Annotated in this window: 24 protein-coding genes; 3 read left to right on the top strand and 21 right to left on the bottom strand. The window is 69.2% G+C overall.

All coding sequences use genetic code 11. The annotated features are described in order from the left end of the window. Positions 1-99: 99 nt before the first annotated feature. Together ITJ67_RS20260 and ITJ67_RS09660 are read left to right on the top strand one after the other, a co-directional pair. Entirely contained in the window at positions 100-1842 is a 1743-nt protein-coding gene (locus ITJ67_RS20260; RefSeq protein WP_194677467.1) for a histidine kinase, read from the top strand. Further along, positions 1830-2510 (top strand): response regulator, encoded by a 681-nt coding sequence (locus ITJ67_RS09660; protein ID WP_160075262.1) that lies wholly within the window; start codon positions 1830-1832, stop codon positions 2508-2510. Before ITJ67_RS20260 ends, ITJ67_RS09660 begins: the two co-directional genes overlap by 13 nt. Before the next feature lie 99 nt (positions 2511-2609). Here the strand turns inward: ITJ67_RS09660 and ITJ67_RS09655 are convergent, their stop codons facing one another. The 3 genes from ITJ67_RS09655 to ITJ67_RS09645 are packed head-to-tail and all read right to left on the bottom strand — an operon-like array spanning position 2610 to position 6729. Continuing rightward, positions 2610-3836, bottom strand: a complete 1227-nt coding sequence (locus tag ITJ67_RS09655; protein ID WP_194677466.1) for a serine hydrolase domain-containing protein — start codon at positions 3834-3836, stop codon at positions 2610-2612. A gap of 44 nt (positions 3837-3880) precedes the next feature. Beyond that, positions 3881-5524, bottom strand: coding sequence for a D-alanyl-D-alanine carboxypeptidase/D-alanyl-D-alanine-endopeptidase (dacB, locus tag ITJ67_RS09650; protein WP_323741436.1), 1644 nt, complete (start codon positions 5522-5524; stop codon positions 3881-3883). Next, positions 5521-6729: a serine hydrolase domain-containing protein gene (locus ITJ67_RS09645; protein ID WP_194677465.1), complete on the bottom strand. Its 1209-nt coding sequence runs from the start codon at positions 6727-6729 to the stop codon at positions 5521-5523. The genes dacB and ITJ67_RS09645 overlap by 4 nt, the downstream gene beginning before the upstream one ends. A gap of 184 nt (positions 6730-6913) precedes the next feature. Here ITJ67_RS09645 and ITJ67_RS09640 point away from each other — a divergent pair, with 184 nt between their 5' ends. Then, positions 6914-7423, top strand: coding sequence for a hypothetical protein (locus ITJ67_RS09640; RefSeq protein WP_194677464.1), 510 nt, complete (start codon positions 6914-6916; stop codon positions 7421-7423). Positions 7424-7460: 37 nt separating this feature from the next. Here ITJ67_RS09640 and ITJ67_RS09635 read toward each other — a convergent pair whose 3' ends face one another. The 18 genes from ITJ67_RS09635 to fdhD all read right to left on the bottom strand — a co-directional run bounded on the left by ITJ67_RS09635 (position 7461) and on the right by fdhD (position 24365). Further along, positions 7461-7688, bottom strand: a complete 228-nt coding sequence (locus tag ITJ67_RS09635) for a hypothetical protein (RefSeq protein ID WP_104331716.1) — start codon at positions 7686-7688, stop codon at positions 7461-7463. A gap of 76 nt (positions 7689-7764) precedes the next feature. Further along, positions 7765-7986 carry a hypothetical protein gene (locus tag ITJ67_RS09630; protein WP_194677463.1) on the bottom strand — a complete coding sequence of 74 codons (222 nt, stop codon included), beginning with the start codon at positions 7984-7986 and terminating at the stop codon, positions 7765-7767. Positions 7987-8128: 142 nt separating this feature from the next. Next, positions 8129-9151, bottom strand: a complete 1023-nt coding sequence (locus ITJ67_RS09625) for an MBL fold metallo-hydrolase (protein WP_194677462.1) — start codon at positions 9149-9151, stop codon at positions 8129-8131. A 296-nt stretch (positions 9152-9447) separates the two neighbouring features. Continuing rightward, positions 9448-10410: an agmatinase gene (gene speB, locus ITJ67_RS09620; RefSeq protein ID WP_104301129.1), complete on the bottom strand. Its 963-nt coding sequence runs from the start codon at positions 10408-10410 to the stop codon at positions 9448-9450. A gap of 399 nt (positions 10411-10809) precedes the next feature. Continuing rightward, positions 10810-12102 carry a M20 family metallo-hydrolase gene (locus tag ITJ67_RS09615; RefSeq protein WP_194677461.1) on the bottom strand — a complete coding sequence of 431 codons (1293 nt, stop codon included), beginning with the start codon at positions 12100-12102 and terminating at the stop codon, positions 10810-10812. Then, positions 12099-13073, bottom strand: coding sequence for an NAD(P)-dependent oxidoreductase (locus tag ITJ67_RS09610; protein ID WP_194677460.1), 975 nt, complete (start codon positions 13071-13073; stop codon positions 12099-12101). The genes ITJ67_RS09615 and ITJ67_RS09610 overlap by 4 nt, the downstream gene beginning before the upstream one ends. 10 nt (positions 13074-13083) lie before the next feature. Beyond that, on the bottom strand, positions 13084-13896 hold the full coding sequence (locus tag ITJ67_RS09605) for an amino acid ABC transporter ATP-binding protein (protein ID WP_323741435.1): 813 nt from the start codon (positions 13894-13896) through the stop codon (positions 13084-13086). After that, a complete protein-coding gene (locus ITJ67_RS09600) occupies positions 13896-14861 on the bottom strand; it encodes an amino acid ABC transporter permease (RefSeq protein ID WP_194677459.1) in 966 nt (321 codons plus the stop codon). Before ITJ67_RS09600 ends, ITJ67_RS09605 begins: the two co-directional genes overlap by 1 nt. Positions 14862-14902: 41 nt before the next feature. Next, complete coding sequence (locus ITJ67_RS09595; protein WP_104242197.1) at positions 14903-15793, bottom strand: ABC transporter substrate-binding protein; 891 nt, start codon at positions 15791-15793, stop codon at positions 14903-14905. Between the two features lie 172 nt (positions 15794-15965). Beyond that, entirely contained in the window at positions 15966-16559 is a 594-nt protein-coding gene (locus ITJ67_RS09590) for a helix-turn-helix domain-containing protein (RefSeq protein ID WP_160074032.1), read from the bottom strand. Next, positions 16556-18232, bottom strand: a complete 1677-nt coding sequence (locus tag ITJ67_RS09585; RefSeq protein ID WP_194677458.1) for a thiamine pyrophosphate-binding protein — start codon at positions 18230-18232, stop codon at positions 16556-16558. Before ITJ67_RS09585 ends, ITJ67_RS09590 begins: the two co-directional genes overlap by 4 nt. A 3-nt stretch (positions 18233-18235) precedes the next feature. Then, positions 18236-19249, bottom strand: a complete 1014-nt coding sequence (locus ITJ67_RS09580; RefSeq protein ID WP_104331405.1) for a dimethylarginine dimethylaminohydrolase family protein — start codon at positions 19247-19249, stop codon at positions 18236-18238. A gap of 194 nt (positions 19250-19443) precedes the next feature. After that, on the bottom strand, positions 19444-19911 hold the full coding sequence (locus tag ITJ67_RS09575) for an SRPBCC domain-containing protein (RefSeq protein WP_160074028.1): 468 nt from the start codon (positions 19909-19911) through the stop codon (positions 19444-19446). Positions 19912-20046: 135 nt separating this feature from the next. Then, positions 20047-21600 (bottom strand): MDR family MFS transporter, encoded by a 1554-nt coding sequence (locus tag ITJ67_RS09570; RefSeq protein WP_104242206.1) that lies wholly within the window; start codon positions 21598-21600, stop codon positions 20047-20049. Positions 21601-21656: 56 nt separating this feature from the next. Beyond that, positions 21657-22403 (bottom strand): molybdate ABC transporter substrate-binding protein, encoded by a 747-nt coding sequence (gene modA / locus ITJ67_RS09565; RefSeq protein ID WP_194677457.1) that lies wholly within the window; start codon positions 22401-22403, stop codon positions 21657-21659. 82 nt (positions 22404-22485) lie between these two features. Beyond that, positions 22486-22899, bottom strand: coding sequence for a TOBE domain-containing protein (locus ITJ67_RS09560; RefSeq protein ID WP_160074024.1), 414 nt, complete (start codon positions 22897-22899; stop codon positions 22486-22488). 87 nt (positions 22900-22986) lie between these two features. Further along, positions 22987-23472 carry a hypothetical protein gene (locus ITJ67_RS09555; RefSeq protein ID WP_160074022.1) on the bottom strand — a complete coding sequence of 162 codons (486 nt, stop codon included), beginning with the start codon at positions 23470-23472 and terminating at the stop codon, positions 22987-22989. Continuing rightward, positions 23463-24365 carry a formate dehydrogenase accessory sulfurtransferase FdhD gene (gene fdhD / locus ITJ67_RS09550; protein WP_160074020.1) on the bottom strand — a complete coding sequence of 301 codons (903 nt, stop codon included), beginning with the start codon at positions 24363-24365 and terminating at the stop codon, positions 23463-23465. The genes ITJ67_RS09555 and fdhD overlap by 10 nt, the downstream gene beginning before the upstream one ends. Positions 24366-24442: the final 77 nt, after the last annotated feature.

The following is a 24442-nucleotide window of genomic DNA, read 5'->3' as shown; positions in this document are numbered from 1 at the left end:
CGGGCACGCTCTCCCAGCGCGCAGCACCGCACCTCAGCGAGACCAGTGCTCGCCGAACGCACCGCTGCATCACTTGGCCTGAGCCGAGGTGACCTCGACGTGACCCGTTCCATCGACGCCCGAGCAGCACGCATCCCGCTTCGCGCGGCGCGAGGCGATGCCCTGCGCCCGGCCCTCCTGCTCATCGCCGTGCTCGCGCTCGCCCTCGGCGGCGTCCAGCTCGCCGTCGGCGTGGATGCGCCCATCCCGTTCTGGGTGCCGCTCGCCTTCACCGCCGTGTTCTTCGTCTGGACGGCCGCCGGCGTCATCGCGTGGTGGCAGCGCCCTCTGAGCATGGTCGGCGGCCTGCTGCTCGTCGGCGCGATCGCCATGTTCCTCGGCGGGGTCGGCAACCTAGGTCTCCCCGTACTGGTGGAGCTGAGCACCATCTTCGCGACCCTCATCCTCGCCGTCACGGTGCACCTCCTGCACGCCTTCCCGTCCGGACGTCTGCAGGGGCGCGTCTCCATCGCCACGGTGGCCGTCGGCTACGGAGTGACGCTCCTGCTGCAGATCCCGCTGTACGTGCTCCCACCCGGCACGCTCCCGCACCTCGTCGGAGTCTGGGTGCAGGCGTTTGTTGGCCTCGGCGTCATGGGGGTGACCGCGGCCCTCCTCATCCGCCGCCTCCGCTCCGCCGACCCGAAGAACCTGCGCGTCCTGCTCCCCCTCTACCTGTACGGCATCCTCGCAGTGCTGAGCATCCCCCTCTCCGCGAACGTGCTGCGCCTCCTTGGCGCTCCCGGCGAGGTGATCGGCTCCATCCAGCTGGTCGTCATCGCGGGCATCCCCATCGCCTTCCTCCTCGGCGTGCTCATCGGCGGCTACGCCCAGACCGTGGAGGCGGAGGTGCTCAGCGCCTGGCTCAGCCTGGCCGGCTCCGCACGAACCGTCGTCGGGGCGGCGCTCGCCCGCTCGCTCGGCGACGACTCGCTGCGGGTCGCCTACTGGGCAGAGAACCGGCAGGTGTTCGTCGACGAAGCGGGCCTCGACGTGGAGGTCCGCGCCCAGTCGACACCACGCCAGTGGCAGGAGGTGCACGTCGAGTCCCGACTGGTCGGCGCCATCAGCTACGACGAGCGGATGATCGCAGACCCCGAGACCGTGCGCCGGGCCGGTCGCGTGCTCGCCATCGCGCTCGACCGCGAGCGCCTCACCGCGGCGCTCCTCGCGAGCAACGAGGCGCTGCAGCAGTCGAGGCTCCGCATCGTGGAGACCGCCGACCGCGAGCGCAACCGCATCGCCCGCGACCTCCACGACGGCCTGCAGGTGCAGCTCGTGCTGCTCGCGCTCGAGGCCCAGCAGATCGCGAACTCCGGCGACGCGCACCCGTCGACCGTGGCCGAGGCGACCGCGCTGCGGCACCGCATCGACACGGCGGCCGCCGACCTTCGCCGCCTCGTGCACGCGGTGCTGCCGTCGGCGCTCGTCGAGCGCGGGCTGACGGCGGCCGCCGAAGACCTCGTCGATCGCCTCGAGATCCCCGCGCACCTCGTCAGCGACGCCGACGACAGCACCTTGGCTCCCGCGACGTCGCAGTCGGCGTATCTCATCATGGCCGAGGCCCTCACGAACGCCGTCAAGCACTCCGACGCGCGCACCGTGCACGTGCGCATCACGCAGCGGGGCGCGCTGCTCAGCGTGACGGTGAAAGACGACGGCCGCGGCGGGGCACGGGTCGAGGACGGCACCGGATTGAAGGGGCTCGTCGACCGGATCGATACCCTCGGCGGCTCCTTCGAGCTCGTCTCGCCTCTCGGGTCGGGAACGGAAGTACGAGTGGAGCTGCCATGCGGGTCGTGATCGGCGAAGACGAAGCGCTGCTGCGCGAGGGGCTCGGGCACGTCCTCAGCAACGACGGCTTCGAGGTGGTCGCCGCGGTCGGCACCGCCGTCGAGCTCGAGGTCGAGGTCGCACGGCTCGCGCCCGACCTCGTGATCACCGACATCCGGATGCCCCCGACCTTCACCGACGAGGGACTCGTCGCGGCCCTCCGCATCCGGCAGGCGCATCCGGAGGCCGCCGTGGTCGTGCTGTCGCAGCATGTGCAGCGACGCTACGCGAGCGAGCTCATCGGGCAACGCGACGGTGGCGTCGGCTACCTGCTCAAGCAGCGCATCGCCGACGTTCGGGCCTTCACCGCCGACCTGCGCCACGTGCAGGCGGGCGGCACGGTGCTCGACCCCGACGTCGTGGCCGTGCTCCTCGCGCGGGCGACGAAGATCAGCGGGCCCGTCGGGGAGCTCACGCCCCGGCAGCTCGACGTGCTCGGGCTCATGGCCGAAGGCCGCAGCAACAGCTACATCGCCGCGAGGCTCGGCTCCTCCGAGAAGGCCGTCGTGCACCACACCTCGAACATCTACGACGCCTTCGACCTTCCCGTCGCTGCCGACGACCACCGCCGAGTGCTCGCGGTCGTCCGCTACCTCGCGGCCGCCGGAGACGTGGATGCCGGAGCGGGCGGGCGCTGAAACGCGCGTCCGGCCCGGCACCGGGTTCCATCTCAGAGGCCCGGGTCGGGCCGAACGCTCCAGCCAGGACCTCCCTGACTCCTGCGAATCCTGTAACTCCTAGCTCGCGACCGGCGAGCTGTAGAGGGTGCCGATCAGCTGCTTCGCGATCTCGGTGGCGGGCCCCGCGCCGTTCGCGGCCGGGGCGAGGTTCGCCCAGACGACGAGCGTCACGTCGGCGACGGGGTCGTAGCCCATGAAGGAGTTGAAGCCGGGGAGCTCGCCCGTGTGCCCGTAGAACTGCCCGAAGTGGGCGATGTTGTAGCCGTACGACGGGTCAGCCGGGTTCTTCGTCGTGGGCTGGAAGCTGTCCATGCGCGCCTGCTGCATGTCCGAATCCAGGATGTCGCCGCTCTTCCCACCGAGCGCCTCAACCCAGTCGGCGAGGTCGCCCGCGGTCGAGATGCCGGAGCCAGCCGACCACGCCCACGACGGGTTGTCGAGGGTGCCGTCGTTGGGTGTGAACGTGCCCTCCTCGACCTGCTTCATGAGGTCCGGCGGCAGCTTCGACGAGCCGATCGTGTTGACGTTCGTCCACCAGAAGTAGCCGTCGGAGTGCGGCGACGGGATGCTGCTGTCGCCGACCTCGGGGAACGACGTCTCGTCGAGGCCAAGCGGCGTGAAGATCCGCTCGTCGTAGATCTCGGCGAGCGGCTTCCCGTCGAGGTCCTCGGCGATGAGCCCGAGGAGGATCGTGTTGGTGTTCGAGTAGTGGTAGTCGGTGCCAGGCTCGAAGTCGACCGGAAGAGGAAGCGCCATCTTGATGAGCTCCTCCGGCTCCCATACGCGGTCCGGGTCCTCATCCAGTGCCGTATTGAGCTCGAGCGTCTCCGTGTAGTTGGCGAGCCCGCTGCGCATGAGCAGCATCTGCTCGATCGTGATGTTGTCGCCGTTCGGCACGTCGGGCCGGTACTTCGACACGGGGTCCGCGAGCGCGATCTTGCCCTCCTGCACGAGCTGCAGGATGACGGTGCCGGTCCACGTCTTCGTGTTGGAGCCGATGCGGATGTGGTCGTCGACCGAGACGGGAGTGCTGCCGCCGGGGCTCGTCACCCCGTAGGTCGCCGTGAACTCCCCCTCTGGCGTGCGCAGCAGCATCACGGCGCCGGGCTGACCGAGCTCCTCCGCGGTCTCCTCGAAGATCGCGGTCACGGCCGCCTCGTCGAACGGCTTCAGCGTGGATGTCGGTGCCTCGGTCTCCGCGGCCTGCGCCGTGCAGGAGACGAGGGCGAGGGCGGCGACCATGGCGGTCGCCGTGTACGTGGTTCTCTTCGCGATCTTGGACATGTGCTGTCTCCTCCTGGATTGCGTGCGAACTCGGGGATGCTCGGTCAGTACGCCTGCTGGATGATCGCCGCGACCTTGCCGACGTCATCGTTCGCTTCGAAGACCCCGGGCATGCCCTCGTAGAAGCCCTGGTTCACGATGATCGTGAACGCCAGGTTGCGGCCGGACTCGGTGACCATGACGCCGCCGAGGGTCTTGGTGCCGAGCCGGAGCCTGCCGTTGAAGGCGTCGGCACTCGCGAGGGTTCCCGTCTTCGCGAACACCTTCCCCGCGGCGGGGCTGTCCTTCTGCACGTCGGCGAGCGACCCGTCGACGCCGAGGATCGGCATCGTGTCGCGCCACCGCTCGGCGTCGGGACGCTCCGCCATGAGGCTCTGGATCTGCACCGCGTTCTTCGGGGTGATGTAGTTGCCTTCGAGCCCGGAGCCGTCGACGAGGGAGGCGCCCGTCGTGTCGAGGCCGGCCTCGGCCCAGATGGCCTGCGCCACCCCCATGCCGTCCTTGTTGCAATCGGTCTTGCCCGCGTCGACCGCGAGGCGGCAGACGAGGGTCTGTGCGCCGCGGTTGTAGCTGACCTTCATGACGTAGGTGATCTCCTCGGCGAGCGGCAGCGACTCGAGCTCCGCGACCGCGGGGAGCGCCTCGACGGCGTCCCAGTTCGGGAGGGCCGTCTCCGGGTTCCCCGCGAAGGGGTCGGCGCCGACGGTGACCCCCGCGCGCTCCAGCGCCTCGATGAAGGCCGTGCGGGCGAACGTCGACGGGTCGTCGAACTCGAAGACCCGCAGAACGGGGTCAACATCCGCGGCGATCGTGCCGGTCACGACGATCGTGTTCGGATCGCTTGCCGACACCTCCGGCGCCTCGACCTTGTACTCCTCACCAGCGGGCACCGTCTCCACCTGGAGGTCGAGCGCCCACTTTCCGACGGCAGGTGTGAGTGCCGCGGTCGCGGGGGCGCCCGCCTCCCCCGGCGTGACGAGCACGTCGAGGAGGTTCTGGTTGATGACGATGGGGGTGATCGGCTGCTCGGCGAGCGTGCCCTGGAACAGGCGGTCGTCGATGATCACGTCACCGCTGACGGTCGTGATCCCGGACGCCTTCACCTGCGCGGCCAGCTCGTCGAGGCCCGCCAGGGGATCCTCGGGCGTGAGCGTCGCCCCCGGCAGGGGGTTCGCGTCGTTGTGGTCGAGGTTCGCGAAGCTGACGCTGCCGTCATCCTTGGTGCGTCCGCCCATCGTCAGATCCCCCTGCCCGACGAGCACAAGATCACCGTCGAGCGTGCCCGCCGTGACCTCGCCCGACTGCTTGACCGGCGTCACAACCGTGTGGTCCGGCCCCCACTTCACCCACGCGGCGCCAGCGCTGTATGTCTTCACGAAGGAGCCCGGCTCGGCGAGCTTCTCGCCGTCCAGGTCGACGAGCACCTCGCCCGTGTCCAGGTCCTCGACCGCAATCGACCATCGACCGCTCGCGAACTGCGGCTGATTCATGACCTCGAGTGCCGCATCCGGAAGCCCCGGGACGGACACGAGCGTCGTCCCGTCCCACACCGGGACATCCGCATCGTTCGCGTCGGCCGCGACGCACCCCGTGAGCAGCAGCATCGCGACGGCCCCCGCCGTCACGACGCGAGCGCCGCGGCCGAACCCTGATCCGCGTGCTCGCCCGGCAACGCCGTCGGCGATCACGCGCCCGCTCCGTTCGCGAGAACCTCAGCGAGGGCGCGGAAGGCGATGTCAGCCGGATGCCCAGCAGGGCTGTCCGACTCGTTCATGTAGACGACGATGCTCGCGCCCGTCGCCGGGTCGTGGAAGGTGGCGGCCGTGAAGCCGAGCCCCTCGCCGTTGTGGCCGAGCCACCCGTTCGTCTCCCCCATCCCCACCGCGTACAGGTCGTAGGGCGGCTTCGGGATCTCATGGCCCACCTGGCGCAGCTCCTGCGTCTCCGGCTTCAACAGTGAGCCCGAACCGAGCGTCTCCGCCCAGGCACGCCCATCCTCGAGCGTGGAGAAGAGCGAACCGGCGGCGCCGAGAATCGACGGGTTCTCGCTCTGCGCGACGGGCTTGCCGTCGTCGATGACGTAGCCCGTGGGATGCGGTTGGGCCCAGTCGTCGACGTCGGTCAGGTACGTCGTGCCCGTCTGCCCGAGCGGGGTGAGGATGCGCGCGTCGAGCGCATCTGCGTACGGCTCACCCGTCACCTTCTCGACGACCGCGCCGAGCAGGTTCGTGTTGGCGTTCGTGTACAGGTACTCGGCACCGGGCTCGAACCGCGCCGGCTGATCGACGACGGGGGCGTTCAGCTCCTCCAGGGTGTAGATCTTCGTCGGATCGGAGAGGAACTCATCCTGGAAGGCCTCCGTGACGTAATCGGCGTTCCCGCTCGACATGTTCGCGAGCTGCAGGAGCGTGATCCTGTCGCCGTTCGTGATGCCCTCGACGTACTGATCGATGGTGTCATCGAGGCTCAGCTTGCCCTCGTCGGCGAGCTGCAGGATGAGCGTGACCGTGTACGACTTCGTGATGCTGCGGATCGGCCACGACATGTCCGTCGTGACGGGCGTGCTGTCCTCGACGTTCGCGAGTCCAGCGGCCGTCGTCCACGAGCCCTGGCCCGGAATCCACACCCCGGCGGCCGCACCTGGCACCTCGAGCTCGGCCATCACCGCGTCGAGGGCAGCCTCCAGCCCGTCCTGGAGTTCCGCGGGCAGCTCGCCGTCCGGCGCGGCGGGGCGAGTGACCTCGGGAGCCGCCGGGTCAGTCGTGCTCCCCGCGCCGTCAACGCCGGCCGACGTGCATCCGCTCGCCAACAGGCTGATGGCAGCGGCCATCGCCGCCATGGCGAGGAGACGAGCAGATCGTGGTGCTCTGGAGGGGGTTTGGGGGCTGCGCATGATTCCTCATTCGTGGAGGTTCCCTGAGAGACGTCGGGGGGATCACATCTCAGGAATCACACTCGCCGATGCGGGTACGCGCGACAATGGACCTAGGTCCCTCTTGAGACCGCCAGACGTCACGCGGCCCGGCTGGTCTTGCTTCGGCTTCGGCTCCTGCGTCGAGTTCAGTAGCATCGCGCTCATGAGCGAATCGCGCGGGGGGCCACGTCGTATCGAGAAGGGGCCGGGCCCTGCGGCGAAAGGCCGCGGCGGAATCGCCCTCGTGCTTGGCATCGCGCTCGCCTTCGGAGGCACACTGACGGCGTGCACCCCAGCCGTGCCGCCGTCGGAGCCGGGTGACATGATCTTGCCGGGGCCCGGGCCCGCGAGCACGACAACCACCGACACGACCGTTCTCTATGCCGCGGGCCGCGAGCCGACGGCCATCATGGAGGCGAGAGTCGGGGGCACGCTCGCGCTCAGCGAGGGCGGATGCTGGGTCGTCGAGACGGGCGAAGGGCAGACCTTCGTCCAGTTCCCCTTCGGCTCGTCACTCACGCCCGGTGGGCAGAGCATCAACGTGCCGGGCTTCGCCACCGTGGGTGTCGGGGACAGCATCGACGGCAGCGGTGGGTACGGCAGCGCGCCGACAGATGCGCCCGAGGCCTGCGGAGCGCCGGGGCAGCCGATGGTGTTCTGGCAGTCGGCTTGATCGGCCTGATCAGACTCGAAGGGGGAGCACCTGGGCCTCAGCCGGAGGGGTTCTCTACCGGGAAGCCATCAGCATCCGTGCCAGCTTCGGGGTCGACCTCACTCGGCGGGGTGGGCGCGCTCTCGTGTCGAGCTGCGTCCGGGTCGCCGCGGTCCTCGCCCACAGCGCGGACGCTTCGCAGCGCATCCCGCTCGGCAGCCTCGGCCGCTTGCGCGGCGCTCTGGCCCTCGTCGGGCGTGTTTGCACCTACTGGCTCATGGGTCATGGACCGGACGCTACGCGAGGAAGATCCACCAGCCCAAGGGGTTGCGCCGAAGCGCTCCCGGTGCTGCATGCACCGATCAGCGGCGGCCGGTGCCCTGGCTGTCGCCCTCGGCGGCCGAGACCTGCGCATCTCGTCGGCGTCGCTCAGCCTCACGGTAGACGACCCACAGGAGCGCAGTCGGCAGGATGAGGAGGATGCGCAGAAGCACATCCCCGGTCTGGAAGGATGCACCGACGACAAGCACCGACAGCAGCACGAGCCCCGCGAGGATCCAGCGGCGAGTAGTGGCATCTTCCATGTTGTCCTCCGGTCTTCGACGTCGTGGCTCGCGCTCCGGTCGCGTTCCCCGCGGAAGCACGTTCGCAGCAGTCAACCAGTCGCCGCTCCGAGTTGGCTCCGCCAGCACTGTCGCACCTGGAGCACCCCGGGACTGGCTGCGCTCAGGCCGAGTCGGTCCGCACGGCCTCGACGTGCATCGCCGTCTGCTGCAGCGCCGAACGCAGCGTGAAGCCCTCGAGACTCGCCCAGCCGGCCGACCACGTGAGGCGAGAGGCGATCTCGAAGATCAAGGCGTCTGGCGAGGCCGCGAGGGCTCCGGCAACCTCATCGGTGCGGCGCTGGTGGTGCCGCGCGTGCTCACCGCAGCGTTCGGCAACCCCCACGAACCGGTAGCCGTGCCCCGGAACGGCCTCGTCGACGCCGAGCCCGGCGATGCGCCGCAGCGAGCGCTGATACTGGAGCACCGGGTTGCCGCCATCGGTGCCGCCGAGGCCGAGGCCCGGGTGCAACACGGGCGAGACGTGGTCACCGGTGAAGACCAGCCGGGCCTCCTCGTCGACGATCGACAGGTGCCCGGGCGTGTGGCCCGGGGTGTGGATGGCACGCAGCCCTCTGCCGGGCACATCGAGCAGCTGCGCGTCATCGACAAGCACGTCCGCGCGCAGCGCGACCGGCGTCGCCGACCGCCCGACGAGCCGAAGGACCTCCGCGCGGCGTTCGACCGGCACACCCCACTCGACGAGCCTGGCCATCTCGACCTCGACGCTCGGCACGTCCGCAGCCAGTGCGTCCAGAGCCGCCTGCTCGGCACGGTGCAACACGATCGGCGCACCCGTCGCATCCCGGAGCGGCTCGGCCAGACCGAGGTGATCGTGATGCAGGTGCGTCACGATGATCGAACGCACCTGGTCGAGCCGGTGGCCGGTCGCCGTGACGGCATCGGTGAGCAGGGAGAGGTTGCCTTCGGCGCCTGAGCCGGGGTCGATGACGTGCACGCCACCCGCATCGTCGGCGATCACCGACGCGAGTGTGCACGGCATGCGGCCGCCGGGCGTCGGCCCCGCGGGCATCGGGCTGCCCACCGTCCAGATCCCGTCCCGGACCGCCTCGAGCGGCGCCACGGCTCCATCGTGCCAGGCCGCCTCCTGCGCGGCGCTGCTCGCAGCGACATTCGAGGCGCTCATTCCGCGGTCACCTGTTCTGGCGGAGTTCCGAGCCAAGTGCATCCCATGCCAGAAGCCTAGGACGCGGATGCGCGCGCTGGCGCTGGGAGTGACACCGACACCGACGGAGGTCCTGACTCCGACGGCGCGCGTGCGGGTGCCGAACCCGCTCGAAGCTCCCAGCCGTCGACCTTCGTGACCAACTTCAGTGCCAGAACGGCCCAAACCGCCCTTGGAACAGCGAGGGAGCCCGATTCTGCACTGAAGTTGGTCAGCGCACGCCGGAAAGCGAGGCCGCGGACGCGCGAGAAGGACAGCTAGCGGCGCACCGCGAACATCGAGACGAGCTCGTAGACGACGTGCGCCGCGGCGACGCCCGTGAGCTCGGCATGATCGTAGGCCGGCGACACTTCGACGACATCTGCGCCGACGACGTTGAGGTCGGCGAGACCACGCAGGATCTCGAGCAGCTCGCGGCTCGTCATGCCGCCAGCCTCCGGCGTCCCGGTGCCAGGCGCGTGCGCGGGGTCGAGCACGTCGATGTCGATGGAGATGTAGAGCGGACGATCCCCGATACGCTGCCGAAGCTGCTGCACGACCGCATCCGCTCCGCGACGGTAGATGTCGGCCGAGCTGACGATGCCGAACCCGAAGCGCTCGTCGTCCTCGAGGTCCTGCTTGCCGTACAGCGGGCCGCGAGTGCCGACGTGGCTGAGCGCGTCCGTGTCGAGGAGCCCCTCCTCGAAGGCGCGGCGGAACGGGGTGCCGTGCGTGTATGCCGCACCGAAGTACGTGTCCCACGTGTCGAGGTGCGCGTCGAAGTGCAGCATCGCGACGGGGCCGTGGATGCGCGCCATGTTGCGCAGGAGCGGCAGCGCGATCGTGTGGTCGCCGCCGATCGTGACGATCTTCGCGCCCGTGTCGCTGAGGGCCTTCGCGGCCTGTTCCACCGTCCCGAGCGCCTCCTCGATGTCGAACGGGTTGACGGCGACGTCGCCGGCGTCGGCAACCTGCTGCGCCGCGAACGGCGACACGTCGAGCGTCGGGTGGTAGGGGCGCAGGAGGCGGCTCGACTGGCGCACGTGCGCCGGGCCGAAGCGAGCACCTGGGCGGTACGAGACGCCGCTGTCGAAGGGGACCCCGAGGATCGCCACGTCGAGCTTCTCGACCTCATCGACCCTCGGCAGCAGCGCGAACGTCGCAGGCCCTGCGAAGCGAGGGACCTGCGCCGAATCGGTCGGTCCGACGTTGCCGTCCTGCGTCACCCGAGCGGGGTTCATCCAGAAGAAATCGTTGCTCACTGTGGGGCCTCCTTGCCGCGTGCTTCTCCCCAGAAGCTAGCGAAGGAGAAGTCCGGAGGGGCGCACTTTTTGCACCAGAGAACCCGGACCACGGTGCAAATCGCACGCACCCCGCTCCCGCAGCATGCCCCACCCCTCCACCGTCGCTGTCTGGCCGTCGCTGAGTCGCCGTCGCTGCCTCGCCGCCCTGCCACCTCACCGCGGTCGCCACCTCGCCCCGTCTCCCCACGCCACCCCAAACCGAAGCGATCGCTGCCCGGCGGGCGGGGGGGGCGCGGGGGCAGGGCGGGAGCGGTGGGGTGGGGTGGGGGCGGCGGGGCAGGCGGAGCAGGGGCAGGCGGAGCGGAGGGGGTCAGGCAGGGACAGGGCGGGGCAGGGTCAGGAGAGGTGGCCTGCGACGAGGCGCCGCACGACTCCGGTGAGGACATCGAGGCCGGCGACGAGGTCGGCGGGCTCCGTGTACTCCCCCTCGTTGTGCGAGATGCCGTCGACGGAGGGCACGAACAGCATGACCGTCGGCACGAGCTCCTTCATGTTCGTCGAGTCGTGGCCGGCGACGGTCATGATCTCGTCGTTCGTGAGGCCGAGGTCCTCGGCGACGGAGCGGGCCAGGTCGACGCCGGCTGGCTGGTACGGGTTGACGTCCCACGAGTGCGACAGGGTGCGCTCGATCTCGACGTGGGCCTTCGCCTCGATCTCGGCGAAGCGCGCGTCCAGGAGGGCGTTCGCCTCGGCGAGCAGGGCTTCGTCGTCGCTGCGCAGGTCGAGCAGCAGCGTCACCTCGCTCGCGACGACGACGGGCGAGTTCGGGTAGACGTCGAGCTGCCCGACGGCGGTGTGCAGCTTACCGGGGAAGCGGTCGGTGAGCTCGCGCGCGAAGACGACGAGCAGGGATGCGCCGTACAGCGCGTCCTTGCGGTCTTCCATGACGGTTGCTCCCGAGTGGGCCTGCTCGCCCTTGACGACCACCCGGTACTTGCTGGCAGCCCAGGTCGCGGTGACGAGTCCGATGGTCGTGCCGGCGTTCTCGAGCAAGCGACCCTGCTCGATATGGATCTCGGCGCACAGCGCCGCGACGGGGCCGGTGCCCTCGCCGAGGAAGCCGGTGGGCCGCAGCGCCTCCTCGACGCTGATGCCGGCCTTGTCGCGGACGGCGAGGGCCTTCTCGAGCGGCAGCACGCCGGTGTAGACGGAGGATCCCATCATGGAGGGCACGAAGCGCGAGCCCTCCTCGTTGAACCAGTTGACGACGGCGACGTTGTACTTCACGCCGTCGATGCCGCCGGCGGCCGCCTCGTCGGCGATGCGGAACGCCGCGTGCGCCGCGGCGAGCACGCCGTAGGCGCCGTCGTACTTGCCGGCTGTCGGCTGCGAGTCCATGTGCGAGCCGATGAGCACGAACGGCGCGCCAGGCACGAGCTCGAGCAGCCCGAACTGGTTGCCGATCCGGTCGTACTCGACGGTGAAGCCGCGCCCTTCGAGCAGCGCCTGGAACCAGCGGCGCTGCTCGTTGTCGGCGTCGCTCGCGGCCTGGCGGTCGACGCCGCCATGCCCCGTCGCCCCGAATTCGCCCATCGTGTCGAAGTCGCGCAGGAAGCTCTCGTGGGCGGCGGCCGGGGTGGATGCTGTGGCGTCTGCCTGCGAGTGCGGCAGGCCGGGCTTGTCTGTCATGAAGTGCTCCCGGTGGGGTCGGCTGGTGCGCCGAGCTCGGCGATGATGTTGAGCGCTGGCTGCGATTCGTAGCCGGCGAGTGCCGCGTCCGACCACCAGGCCGTGTGCGGAGTGATGAGGGTGCCAGGGTCGGTGCGCATGGCGTCGCTCGGGTGCGGGGGCTCCCCGTCGAGGACGTCGGCCGCGTAGGTGCGGAGGGAGCCGTCAGCCAGGGCGGCCTGAACTGCGGCCTCGTCGACGAGGCCCGCCCGCGAGACGTTGACGACGACGGCGCCGTTCGGCAGGAGGGCGAGTGCTTCAGCGCCGATGATGCCCCTCGACTCAGGAGTGAGCGGCAGGTGGAGACTCAACGAGTCGGACGCGCGCAGGAGCTCCTCGAGGGAGCCGACGAGCTCGACGCCGTCCGGCGCCGCCTGTGCGTAGGGGTCGAAGGCGAGGATTCGGCCGAAGCTGGGGCGCGCGATCTCGGCGAGCCTGCCGCCTATGCGGCCGAGCCCCACAAGACCGAGCGTGAGCGTGCTGAGGCGTCGCGGCACGTGCAGGCGCTCGGTGGCCTCGTCAGTCCACTCTCCGCTGCGCACGAGCTGCAGGCTTCGAAGCAGGGAGCGCTCGGCGGCGAGCAGCAGCGTGAGCGCGTGCGCCGCGACCTCCTCCGTCGCGACCCCAGCGAGGGTCACGATCTTCACGCCTCTGGCATCCGCCGCATCCGCGTCGATCATGTCGGTGCCGACGGAGCTCGTCGCGAGGAGCCGGAGCGATGGGAGCTGCGCGAGCACGTCCGCCGTGATGCGGGCGTAGCCGACGACCGCGGCGACGGCGGCGAGGTGCTCGCGGGGCACGACCGCGTCGAGTCCCGGTGAGGTCGGCAGCTCGAGGTGGGCGGTTGCGTAGCCCGCTTCCCGCAGGAGCCTCGAGGCGGGCTCCTGCGAGAGGTCGGTCGTGTCGGTGAAGATCACCAGTGGACGCGTCATGTCAGCTCGCTCACTTGAGCACGCGCGCCAGGAAGCGCTTCGTGCGTTCGTGCCTGGGGTTCTGGATGACGTCCTCCGGGGCGCCCTCCTCGACGATGACGCCGCCGTCCATGAACACGACACGGTCGCAGACGTCGCGCGCGAAGCCGATCTCGTGCGTGACAACGACCATGGTCATGCCCTCCTTGGCGAGCTTTGTCATGACCTGCAGCACCTCGCCGACGAGCTCCGGGTCGAGTGCCGAGGTGGGCTCGTCGAAGAGCAGCACGCTGGGCTTCATGGCGAGCGCACGGGCGATCGCGACCCGCTGCTGCTGCCCGCCGGAGAGCTGCGACGGGTAGTTGTCGCCCTTGTCGGCGAGGCCGACCTGCTCGAGCAGCTCCTTGGCGGCTGCGATGGCCGCCGACTTCTTGTGTCCGAGGATCTGCACGGGCGACTCGATGATGTTCTCGATCGCCGTCATGTGCGGGAACAGGTTGAAGCGCTGGAAGACCATGCCAATGTCGCGACGGCGCTTCGCGATCTCGTTCGGCCGCAGCTCGTAGAGCTTGCCGTTCTTCTCCTTGTAGCCGACGGGCTCCCCTGCCACCCTGATGACGCCGCGGTCGGCGGTCTCGAGGTGGTTGAGGCAGCGCAGGAGCGTCGACTTCCCGGAGCCCGATGGCCCGAGGATGCTGACGACCTCGCCGGCGTGCACGTCGAGCGAGATGTCCTTGAGCACTTCGACGCTGCCGAACGACTTCGCGACGTTGCGCAGCTCGATCATGGGTGCGGCGGGTGCGGCGGATGCGGTGGATGTGGATGCAGATGTGGATGCGGGCATCAGCGGATTGCCTCTCTGCTTGTTCCTGCAGACCTGCGGTTGGGCAGAATCGAGTTGAGGACTCGCTTCCACACGGGTTCCGGGGTCGCGAAGCCGCGGGACTTGCCGAGCTTGCGCTCGAGGAAGCCCTGGCCGATGCTCGCGATCGAGGTGAGGATCAGGTACCAGATGCTCGCGACGAGCAGCATCTCCATGCGGCTGAAGTCGGCGGCGCCGATCTGCTGCGCTCTCGTGAGGAGGTCTCCAGCGCCGATCACCGACACGAGCGACGTCTCCTTGAGGAGCGTGACGAGCTCGTTGCCCATGGGCGGCACGATGGAGCGCAGCGCCTGCGGGAGGATGATGCGGAACATGATCTTGCCCTGCGTCATGCCGAGCGCCTCCGCCGCCTCCTTCTGGCCCGGGTCGATGGAGATGATGCCACCGCGGATGATCTCCGACATGTAGGCGGATTCGTTGGCCGCGAGGCCGAGGACTGCCGCGGTGAGCGGCAGGATGAGGGCGTTGGTGTCGAGCTGGATGAAGATCAGGTCGATCTGCGGGAAGAACAGCGCGAGGTTGAACCAGATGAGGATCTGCACCAGGATCGGCGTCCCTCGGAAGATCCACACGAATCCGCTCGAGATGGCACGAAGCACCCCGTTGCTGGAGATGCGCATGACGGCGAGGGTGATGCCGCCGATGATGCCGAGGATCATGCTCACCACGGTCAGCATGATGGTGATGAGGAGGCCCTGCATGATGGCCTCTGCGAAGACTCTCGAGCCGACCTTCTCCCAGCGGATGCTCGATCCCGTCGCGACGTCGTAGACAAGCTTCGCGAGGAAGAGGAGCACGATCGCGGCGAAGATCCATTGGCCGTAGTGCCGCAGCGGGACGATTTTGGGGGCGTCGGCCGCGGGCGCGGCGGGGGCGGTGGTGACCGCTCCCGTCGCGCCCGTGGAGGGGCCGGTCGAGGTGTTCACTGTTCTTCAGCTCCGTTGTTGTTCGTCAGTCTCCGCGGGGCCTATTCGGCGCCGTTGATGGTGACTTCCTCGACGGCTCCGCCTTCCTGACCGTGGGAGGTCAGGATCTCGGTGTAGGTGCCGTCGTCGATGAGGGACTGGACCGCCGCCTGGATGGCTGCGCTCAGCTGGTTGTCCTTCGCGACCGCCATGCCGAGGGGCTCTGGCTGGAAGGGCTCCTCGTTGGCGAGCTCGAAGCCGCTTGCCTGCTCGACGTTGTAGCTCGCGACCGGGTACTGGCTGACCGACGCTGCTGCGCGGCCGGACTGCACCTGGATGAGGGCGTCGTTGTCGGTGGCCTGCGCGGAGATCTCGATGGGGCTCGATGCGCAGATGTCGGTGTTGAAGGCTTCGAGGATGCCCTGCTGCGCGGAGTCGCGGAGCACGGAGACAGCCTTGCCGCAGAGGTCGGCCTCGGCGGTGATGCCCTCCGGGTTGCCTTCTGCGACGACGATGCCCTGGCCGGCGTTGAAGTAGTCGACGAAGTCGTAGTTCTCCTGGCGCTCCGGGGTGTCGGTCATGGCGGCGACGACGACGTCGTAGCGTGCCGTGTCGAGCGACGGGAGGAGCGTGTCGAATGCGACGTTCTCGATCTGCACCTCGAGGCCGAGCTTCTGCCCGACGGCCTTGATGAGGTCCATGTCGAGACCGATGACGGTGGCACCGTCGGCGTCGAGGTACTCGTAGGGCGGGTAGTACGCCTCGGTGCCGACCGTGAGGGTGCCGGCGTCGGCGATCTCCTGCGGGAGGAGCGCGACGGCCGCCTCGTCGACGGCGACCTCGGAGACGTCGGCCTCCGGGGCGTCACCGGACGAGCATCCGGCGAGCAGTGCGGTGAGGGCGACGAACGAGGCGCCAGCCAGGCCCGCCTTCATGAGCTTCTTGGATGCCATGTGAATTTCTCCTTCTCTTGATCACCAGCAGTGATCATCTGTAGGCAACATGCGTAATCTAGGAGGCAACTTGCCGCCGGAGGCGCCAAGTCACGCAGGGTTTACAAGGGCGTTACGTGCCGAGCGATCGCTCGGTCTGTGCCGGTGAACGGCAGTAGTGGGTCGGGCAAGGTCAGGTCGTGCCTCCCCACGCGGCAGGGGCGAGCACCCAGAGGAGCTCGACCCCCTCGGTCGAGTCGCGCGTGTGCCACGTGTGCGGCTCGCGACCGTCGAGCGTTATCGAGTCCCCGGATTCGAGGTCCCACGTCTCCGAGGCGAGCACCACCGTGATCGACCCGCGCAGCACGTGCAGGAAGTCGACCTCGCAGTTCACGGAGTACAGCTCCTCCCCGCCTGTTCCGGACATGCCGGCGTCGACGCGGGAGCGCACGACCTGGAAGCGCGGGTCGTTGCGGGGGCTGAGCAGGCGCTCGTACACGTTGGTGCCGCCGAGGTTGATCTGCGGTGCGTCGTCGAAGCGGACGAGCTGCGCATCCGGTGCGCTGAAGAGCTCGCCGACCTCGATGTTGAGCACGTCGCAGAGCAGCACGAGCGTGGAGACGCTCGGCGACGTCTGGTCGCGCTCGACGCGGCTGAGGAAGCTCTTGCTGAGCCCCGTCGCACTGGCGAGCTGCTCGATCGTCATCTGGCGAAGCTGGCGCACCGACCGGAGCCTGCCGCCGATGGCGGCGGGCTCGTTGCGCGGCACGACGGGCAGGGCTCTCATCGGTGGACCGCCGGCCGGTGCGTGTGGGTCGCCTCGAACAGCTCGAGGGTGGCGGGCAGCACGAGCACGCGGGGTCCGGGGGTGCGGATGCTCGCGGCGAGCTCGTCGGCGAGCGTGTCCAGCTCCACGGCCCTCGACTCGATGCCGAACGCACGCGCCACCGCCAGGTAGTCGGGGCCCGTGAGCTCGGTCGCCGTGGCTCGCCCGTATGCCTCGTTCATGTAGCCGCGCAGCACGCCGTAGCCGCCGTCGTCGACGACCAGCCAGGTCACGCTGAGCTGCGACTGTGCGAGTGTGGACAGCTCGGCAACACCGTAGAGCCCTCCGCCGTCGCCGGAGATCGCGACGACGGGGGCGCCGTTCGGCGTCTCGCGCGAGCGGGAGGCGAAGGAGGCGCCGATGGCCGCCGGCAGCCCGAAGCCGAGCCCGCCGCACTGCCCGTTCTCGTACACGCCGCCGCGCGCATCCCACGCCGACCAGGCCCAGTAGGCGCTGATCGTCATGTCCCAGAAGGTTGCGACCTCGTCGGGGATGGCCGAGCGCAGGGTGTCCATGAGTTCCCGCTCCGTGGCGAGGGGCTGCGCGTCGAGCCTGCCCCGCACGGTTGCGAGGAGCTCGTCGATGGCGGGGCGCGCATCCGCTCGCTCTCCGACCTCGCTCGCGCGGAGGCGGTCGAGGACTCCCTGGAGCGCCAGGCCGGCATCGGAGCGGAGCGTGATCGTGCCCTCGTGGTTCGCGCCGAGCACACGTGCGTCGGCGTCGACGTGGATGACGGTGCCCGTCGGGGCGAGTCGGAAGTAGTTCGACGAGAGTTCGCTCAGGCCCGTGCCGACGACGAGCAGCACGTCGGCGGCTTCGAGGAACTCGGTGGTCGCGATGTCCTCGATCCACCCCTCGGCCGAGAGCGGATGCGCCCACGGGAAGGCGCTGCGCCCGCCGTAGGTCGTGACGACGGGGGCCTGCAGCTGCTCGGCGAGCTGCTCGAGCAGCTCCCCGGCGCCGGAGCGGACGACGCCGCCGCCCGCGTAGATGCGCGGCGTCGAGGACTCGACGAGGAGCCTCGCGACGGCGTCGAGCTGCGCACCCGTGGCCTCTGGAGCGAGCGCGTACGCCTCCGCCGCGAGGCCGCCGAGCTGCCCGTCCACGAGTTCGACGCTCGCCTGCTGCACGTCGTGCGGCACCTCGACGTAGACGGGGCCAGCCGGGGCGCTCTGCGCCGTGCGCCACGCCTCGACGAGGGTCGGCACGATCTGGTCGACCGAGCGGATGCTCCACGTGCCCTTGGCGATGCCGCGGAAGTGCGACTCCTGGTCGCGCAGCTCGTGCAGGTAGCCGTGGGCCTGGCCGCCGATGCCGGGGGTCGGCACCTGCGCCGAGATGAGCAGCACGGGCGAGCTCGCCGTCGCCGCCTCCTGCAGACCGGGAAGCGCCGTCAGCGCTCCGGGGCCGGCCGAGAGCAGGAGCGGGGTGACGGTTCCGGTGACGCGTGCGTGCCCGTCCGCCATGAACGCCGCGTTGTTCTCGACTCGCGCGCCGAGGTAGTCGAGCGACGAGTCGCCGAGCGCGTCGAACATGGGCAGCGCGTGCTGGCCGGGCAGGCCGACCACTCGCTCAGCGCCGAGCGCCTCGAGCGTTCGGATGACGAGCTCTCCGCCGGTGACCTTCTCTGACATCGCTTACCAGTCCCTCTGGAGTTCCATCGTCGAGCAGTGCAGCCCGCCGCCGTTCTTGTTGATCTCGCGGTAGGTGACGGGGATGATCTCCACGCCGTACTTCGAGTTGAGGAGCTCAGCCGTGCGCGGCAGGTGCGAGGGGAAGAGCAGCTTGCGGCGGTCGAGGGTGAGGAGGTTGCAGGCCCAGTCCTCCTGGGGTGCGACGTCGACGGTCTCGATGCCGAGCTTCCAGAGCGCGTCGAGGAAGTCGTAGGGGGCGATGCGCGAGTTCACGAGCGCGAGGTCGTCGTCGAGCATGGCGCAGCAGAGGTCGAGGTGGATCTGGTAGCCGGGCATCTGCGAGTGGACGAGCTCGATGCCCTGCTCCTCGAGGATGTTCCTGAGCTGACGGTACCCCTCGACGTTGCAGCGCACGGAGGTGCCGAAGAACGCGAGGTCGGGGCGAACCTTGATGAAGCTGCCGCCCTCCACGAGGCCTGTGCCCGTGATCGTGCCGAGGATCGGCATGCCCTGGGCCGCAACGGTCTGCGTGATCGACTGCTCCTCGCCTCGCCGCATGCGTGGTGCGAGGCGGCCGATGATCGCGCCGCCGGGGATCGTGACGAGCGGGTCGCGAGTGAAGACCGACTTCGTGAAGCTGGGGGCGAGGTCGGGGGCCATGACGACCTCGACCTCGTTGTCCTCGAGCACCTTCACGAAGCTGTCGAACTCGCTGTGCAGCTTCTCGAGGTCGGGGAACTCGCGGCCAGACCAGTACCAGCGGCGGTCCGGGTCGACGTAGGCGCCAATCTCGGGCATCCAGGTCGATTCCCCCGCCTTCTCGACGGCTTCGAGGCCGGCGCTGGGGCGGCGCATCATGATGGTGCGGAGGCGTCCGACCTCGTCCTGTGCACCCCACTTGCGGCCCCAGTAGGCGGGCAGCTCGGAGTCGGCGAGGAAGCCGGGTTCAGCCTCAGGGCCGAGGAGGCGGTGGAAGGCGCCGTCTGACATCTCGAGGGTGGGGTCGACGTCGGTCATGTGAAAACCTTTCGTGGTCGCGTCGTTGCGACTCCGAGAAGTTTCGCTCACGACATCATGCGTTGTCTAGTGCGAAACTACGGTTGCTCGTTTCCGAGCACGTGACGCCCATGTTTCGAGCCCGTAACTTCTGCTGAGTCCAAGCACGATGCCGCGCCCGTCACACAGCAGCGGGATCAGAGCGAGCAACGGGATCAGAGCAGCGGGATCTCCTCTGCCGGGGCCTCGCCGAGTGCCTCTCGCAGCAGCGGCAGCGCCGCCGTCCAGGCCATCGTCTCGATCTCGGCCGACGTCGAATCCGCAGCGAGCCCTTCGAGCCCCTCGAAACCCGAATGGCGCACGGTCAGCGCAGACCCGCCGTCTGCCGGCTCGATCGTGAACTCGACGACGGTGCTGTTCTGCGGCTGAGGGTCCTCCTCCGGAACCGCGGCGAGGCGGTAGCCGAAGCGACGAGGCGACTCCACGAGCGTCACCTCGCCGCGGAACGTGCCGTGCTCCGGCCAGTGGACGGCGAGCACTCCCCCGGGCTCGGCCTCGATCGTCGCGCCTCCGAACGCGTACCAGCTCGCAAACGACTCCTGCTCCGTGAGCATGGCCCAGAGCCGCTCCGGTGCGGCCTCGAAAGTGATGGACTTCTCGACGATCTCGGGCGCGTCAGCCATGGTCGCTCCTCAGCTCGGTGGATGTTCGACTCCCCATCTTCGCAAATCTCGAGAGGAAGATCTTCCGGGCGGGGACGAACGGAGGGCCCGGCGCCAGAAGTCTCTGGTGCCGGGCCCTCCGTCTGCTGAGCAGGCTCAGTGACCCATCGGGATCTCCGCGTCGGCGCGCTTCGGCGTCGACTTCACGAAGAACGTGCCGACGATGGTGACGAGCGAGATGCACGCACCCACGAGGAAGGCAGAGTGGATGCCCTGCGCCTCAGCCGAGATGGGGGCGAGGCCCTCACCGGCCGCCGCGAGCGTCGAGTTGGCCATGACGACGACGAACATCGCCGTGCCTGCGGCTCCGGCCAGCTGCTGCGCCGTGGTCACGACGGCGGAGCCGTGCGAGTACCTCGACTTGGGCAGGTCGCCGAGCGCGCTTGTCATGAGCGGCGTGAACATGAGCGCGAGGCCGATCGAGAGGGTGACGTGGGCGGCGATGACCATCCACTGCTCGGAGTTCTCGCCGAGCATCGTCATGCCCCAGATCGCCGTGCTCACGACGAGCGAGCCGGGGATGATGAGCGGCTTGGTGCCGAACCGGTCGAAGAGACGGCCGACGAACGGCGCGAGCAGACCCATCGTGAGGCCACCGGGCAGCAGGGTGAGGCCGGCGCGGAGGGTGTCGTAGCCGAGCACCTCCTGCATGTAGATGGGCAGCAGGATGATCGTGCCGAACAGCGACATGAAGCTCACCGCGAGGAGGATGAGCGACACCGTGAACTGGCGGCTCGTGAAGACGCGCAGGTCGAGGAGCGCGGAGTCCGTCTTCTGGCGCGCGATCTGGCGCCAGATGAATGCGCCGAGCGCGAGAACGCCGACGAGGATCGGGACGAACGCGGGGACGACGGCCGTCGCCGAGCTCTCGCCGAGCCCGGAGAAGCCGTAGACGAGGCCGCCGAACGCGAAGGCGGAGAGGATGACGGAGAGCACGTCGATCTTCGCCTGGCGCGGCTCGGTGACGTTCTTGATGAACAGGGCTCCGAGGACAAGCGCGACGATGGCGATCGGAAGGACGAAGCCGAACATCCAGCGCCACTCGAAGACCTGCAGGATGAGGCCGGAGACCGTCGGTCCGATTGCGGGTGCGACCGAGATGACGATGGAGATGTTGCCCATCGTGCGGCCACGACGCTCCGGCGGGACCATGTTGAGCACGGTCGTCATGAGCAGCGGCATCATGATGGCGGTACCGGAGGCCTGCACGATGCGGCCGAGGAGCAGGACCTCGAAGCCGGGCGCGAGGAAGCAGAGCAGCGTTCCGAGCGAGAAGAGGATCATCGCCGCCATGAACACCTGGCGCACGTGGAACCGCTGCAGCAGGAACCCCGTGATGGGGATGACGACGGCCATGACCAGCATGAAGGCGGTCGTAAGCCACTGGCCGGTCGCCAGCGGGATGCCGAGGTCGGCGTTGAGGGCCGGCAGCGCCACGCCCATGATCGTCTCGTTGAGGATGACGACAAACGCGGAGACGAGCAGGAGTGGGATCACGAAGCGAGTGCGCGGGTCCGCGCCGAGCTCGCTCGTGGAGGCGGCTGCGCCCGCGGATGCGGACTCAGCTGGGGTCGGTTCGGCGTCGCGTGTCGCGGTGCGCGAGTCGGTCACAGTACTCCTTGAGAGGTTCAGATCTTGGCGCGCGGGCATGCCCGCACGGTCGGGGTTAACGCCGCGACCGCCCTCCGCATTCCCCGGCGCGTCGCTCACGTCATGCTGAGGAAGCCGGCCTCATCGAACACCTCGACGCCTCGCGCCGTGAGGATGAACTCGGTGAAGGCGGCGGCCGCCTCCGGATTGGGCGCAGCCTTGAGCGGGACGATGCCGTAGTTGTTGACCGCGTCGAGCGCCTCGGGGAACTCGATCGCAGTGACCTCGCTCGCTGCGGCCTTCGCGTCGCTCGCGTAGACGAGTCCGGCATCGGCCTCGCCGAGACGCACCTTCGTGAGCACCGCCTTGACGTCGCTCTCCTTGGTGTCGGGCTTCGGAACGATGTCGTTCTGCTCGAACAGCTTGGCGCTCGCGGCGCCGCAGGGAACCTTCGCCGCGCACACGGCGATCTTCAGCGTGGGGTCGGCGAAGTCCTCGAGGCCCGTGACGCCGGCCGGGTTACCCTTGGGCGTCACGATGACCAGCGCGTTGCGAGTGAACGTCGCGGGGGTCCATTCGACGAGTCCCGCATCCACGACCGTCTTCATCGTCGCGTCATCGGCGGAGGCGAAAACGTCGACGGGAGTGCTGCCGGCCACGATCTCGTCCGCGAGCGTCGAGCTGCCGCCGAAGTTCAGGGTCACGGTGACTCCGGGGTGCTCCGCTTCGAACTCCCCAGCGAGCTGCGTGAACGTCTCGGTGAGCGAGGATGCGGCATACACGGTGACGTTGCCGGTCGGGCCTGTCTCGCTGGGTGACGGAGACACGGACGCCTCGCCGGAGGGCCCAGTCGGGGCTGTCATCGGAGCACACCCCGCGAGCGCGCCCAGGACAAGGATCCCGAGGGCGGCAGCGACGGACCGGCGCGTTCCTGGTCTCCGCTTCCTAGGCACTGTGCACTCCTTCGATTCCCACGTTCGTCGCCTTCACGCTGGCCACGACGAGGCTCCCGACCTCGAGCCCGAGCTCGTCGACGGCCTCGCGTGACACGAGCGACACGATCCTGAAGGGGCCCGCCTGCACCTCGACCTGGGCCATGACGGTGTCGAGCGTCAGCTTGGTGACGATGCCTCGCATCCGGTTGCGGGCGGATGCTGGCGGCAGCTCGGCCGAGTCGGCTCTGGCGTCGCCGTCGGCGAGTTCCTTGGCGAGGGCCGCGAGCTGAGCGCCCGCGACGGTCTTCGCGCCGGCGTCTCCCTGCAGGTCGAGGCGGCCGCTTGCACCCCAGCGACGAACGGTGTCGTCGCTGACCCCGAGGAGCGATGCGGCCTCGCTGACCCGGTATCGCTGTTCTGCCATGCGGGCATCTTCTCACGCGCTCCCGCATGTGCGTGGCCAGCGCTCTGGTGCGAACCGCAGCTGCGCTTGTCGGGCCGCTGATGCTCGCTAGCGCAGGATCTCGACGAGCAGCACCCACGCGTTGAGCGTCGCCCCGGCGAAGGTGAGGAGGAAGCCCGCGGCGACCCAGTACAGGGCACCGTCCGATGCCCCGAAGGCGAGCACCCCTCCGACGATCATGGGCAGCAGCTGGAGGATGCTCCAGAGTGCGCGCAGCACGTGATCCCGCAGGTGCCCGTGAGGGTTCCTGAAGCCGATGACGCTCGTGCGCCAGTACAGCACGGCCACGACGAGGGTGAAGGCGAGCGTCACTGCGCCGAACGCCGGAAGACTGATGGCGGGGATGAGACCTGCCGCGCCGACGATGACGATGAGGAGCAGCGAGGCGATCGTCGCCCCGGCCCTGGATGGCATGCTCTCGATCGCGATGATGGTCGCGACGTTGACGGACATGGCGACGATGATGAGGCCCGCGAGCGCGGCGCCGGCGCCCACCGTCGCCACGAAGAAGCTCTCCCAGCTCGCTAGCTCCATGCTCCCGCCCCGGCCTCTGCGTCGGTCTCAGCTTCTGCGTCGAGCGCTGCTTCCTCGGCAGCCAGGATGCGGTCGGGGCGCGAGTAGATGACCATCGACTCCCCGCGAAGGAACCCGATGAGGGTCATGCCGCTGGCCTCAGCCAGGTCGGCGGCGAGCGATGAGGGGGCTGAGACGGCCGCGAGGATGGGGATGCCCGCCATCTTGGCCTTCTGGACGAGCTCGAAGCTCGATCGGCCGGAGACCTGCAGCACTGTCCCGGTGAGCGGGAGCCGGTCGTTCTGCACCGCCCAGCCGACGACCTTGTCGACGGCGTTGTGCCGTCCGACGTCCTCGCGCAACACGAGGAGATCGCCGGTCGCGGCGTCGAAGAGCGCCGCCGCGTGCAGGCCGCCGGTCTTCTCGAACACCTCCTGCTGTTCCCTGAGCTTGTCGGGGAACGTCACGAGTCGAGCCGCCTGGAGTGTGACGGGGTCGCGGGCCACGTCGTAGTTCGAGGTCAGCTCGACGGCGTCGATGCTCGCCTTGCCGCAGAGTCCGCAGGAGCTCGTGGTGTAGAAGTTGCGCGCGAGGTCGGGGTCAGGTGGCGGGGTCTCAGCGGAGAGGCGGACGTCGAGCACGTTGTAGGTGTTGAGACCATCCGCGCTCCCGTCGGCACCGGCGCAGTACATCGCCGAGCGGAACTGCTCGCCGCGTGAGATGACGCCCTCGGAGACGAGGAAGCCTGCCGCGAGCTCGAAGTCGTTGCCCGGGGTGCGCATCGTGATCGCCAGCTGCTGTCCGCCGACGCGGATCTCGAGAGGCTCTTCGGCCGCGAGGAAGTCGGCCTTCCTGCTCGGGGGCTTCCCGAGGCTCAGGCGTGTGACGCTCCGTCGCACCGTGATCCGACCCACGCCATCATGCTAGCTCGCCGCGCGCAGCCGCGCCCGCCCACCATTCCTGCCGAAAGCGCACTTATGGTCGTCGTTCC

It is taken from the genome of Pseudoclavibacter sp. VKM Ac-2867, assembly GCF_015351275.1.
Taxonomy (GTDB): Bacteria; Actinomycetota; Actinomycetes; order Actinomycetales; family Microbacteriaceae; genus Pseudoclavibacter.
The sequence above is the reverse complement of the archived record's forward strand: the minus strand, read 5'-3'. Positions and strand labels throughout refer to the sequence as shown.

Coding starts and splice junctions, on each gene's coding strand:
- ITJ67_RS09660 (WP_160075262.1), top strand. CDS start 1,830: ATGCGGGTCGTGATCGGCGAAGACGAAGCGCTGCTGCGCGAGGGGCTC.
- ITJ67_RS09655 (WP_194677466.1), bottom strand. CDS start 3,836: ATGTCCAAGATCGCGAAGAGAACCACGTACACGGCGACCGCCATGGTC.
- ITJ67_RS09645 (WP_194677465.1), bottom strand. CDS start 6,729: ATGCGCAGCCCCCAAACCCCCTCCAGAGCACCACGATCTGCTCGTCTC.
- ITJ67_RS09640 (WP_194677464.1), top strand. CDS start 6,914: ATGAGCGAATCGCGCGGGGGGCCACGTCGTATCGAGAAGGGGCCGGGC.
- ITJ67_RS09635 (WP_104331716.1), bottom strand. CDS start 7,688: ATGACCCATGAGCCAGTAGGTGCAAACACGCCCGACGAGGGCCAGAGC.
- ITJ67_RS09630 (WP_194677463.1), bottom strand. CDS start 7,986: ATGGAAGATGCCACTACTCGCCGCTGGATCCTCGCGGGGCTCGTGCTG.
- ITJ67_RS09625 (WP_194677462.1), bottom strand. CDS start 9,151: ATGAGCGCCTCGAATGTCGCTGCGAGCAGCGCCGCGCAGGAGGCGGCC.
- speB (WP_104301129.1), bottom strand. CDS start 10,410: ATGAACCCCGCTCGGGTGACGCAGGACGGCAACGTCGGACCGACCGAT.
- ITJ67_RS09615 (WP_194677461.1), bottom strand. CDS start 12,102: ATGACAGACAAGCCCGGCCTGCCGCACTCGCAGGCAGACGCCACAGCA.
- ITJ67_RS09610 (WP_194677460.1), bottom strand. CDS start 13,073: ATGACGCGTCCACTGGTGATCTTCACCGACACGACCGACCTCTCGCAG.
- ITJ67_RS09605 (WP_323741435.1), bottom strand. CDS start 13,896: ATGCCCGCATCCACATCTGCATCCACATCCACCGCATCCGCCGCACCC.
- ITJ67_RS09595 (WP_104242197.1), bottom strand. CDS start 15,793: ATGGCATCCAAGAAGCTCATGAAGGCGGGCCTGGCTGGCGCCTCGTTC.
- ITJ67_RS09590 (WP_160074032.1), bottom strand. CDS start 16,559: ATGAGAGCCCTGCCCGTCGTGCCGCGCAACGAGCCCGCCGCCATCGGC.
- ITJ67_RS09585 (WP_194677458.1), bottom strand. CDS start 18,232: ATGTCAGAGAAGGTCACCGGCGGAGAGCTCGTCATCCGAACGCTCGAG.
- ITJ67_RS09580 (WP_104331405.1), bottom strand. CDS start 19,249: ATGACCGACGTCGACCCCACCCTCGAGATGTCAGACGGCGCCTTCCAC.
- ITJ67_RS09575 (WP_160074028.1), bottom strand. CDS start 19,911: ATGGCTGACGCGCCCGAGATCGTCGAGAAGTCCATCACTTTCGAGGCC.
- ITJ67_RS09570 (WP_104242206.1), bottom strand. CDS start 21,600: ATGCCCGCGCGCCAAGATCTGAACCTCTCAAGGAGTACTGTGACCGAC.
- modA (WP_194677457.1), bottom strand. CDS start 22,403: ATGACAGCCCCGACTGGGCCCTCCGGCGAGGCGTCCGTGTCTCCGTCA.
- ITJ67_RS09560 (WP_160074024.1), bottom strand. CDS start 22,899: ATGGCAGAACAGCGATACCGGGTCAGCGAGGCCGCATCGCTCCTCGGG.
- ITJ67_RS09555 (WP_160074022.1), bottom strand. CDS start 23,472: ATGGAGCTAGCGAGCTGGGAGAGCTTCTTCGTGGCGACGGTGGGCGCC.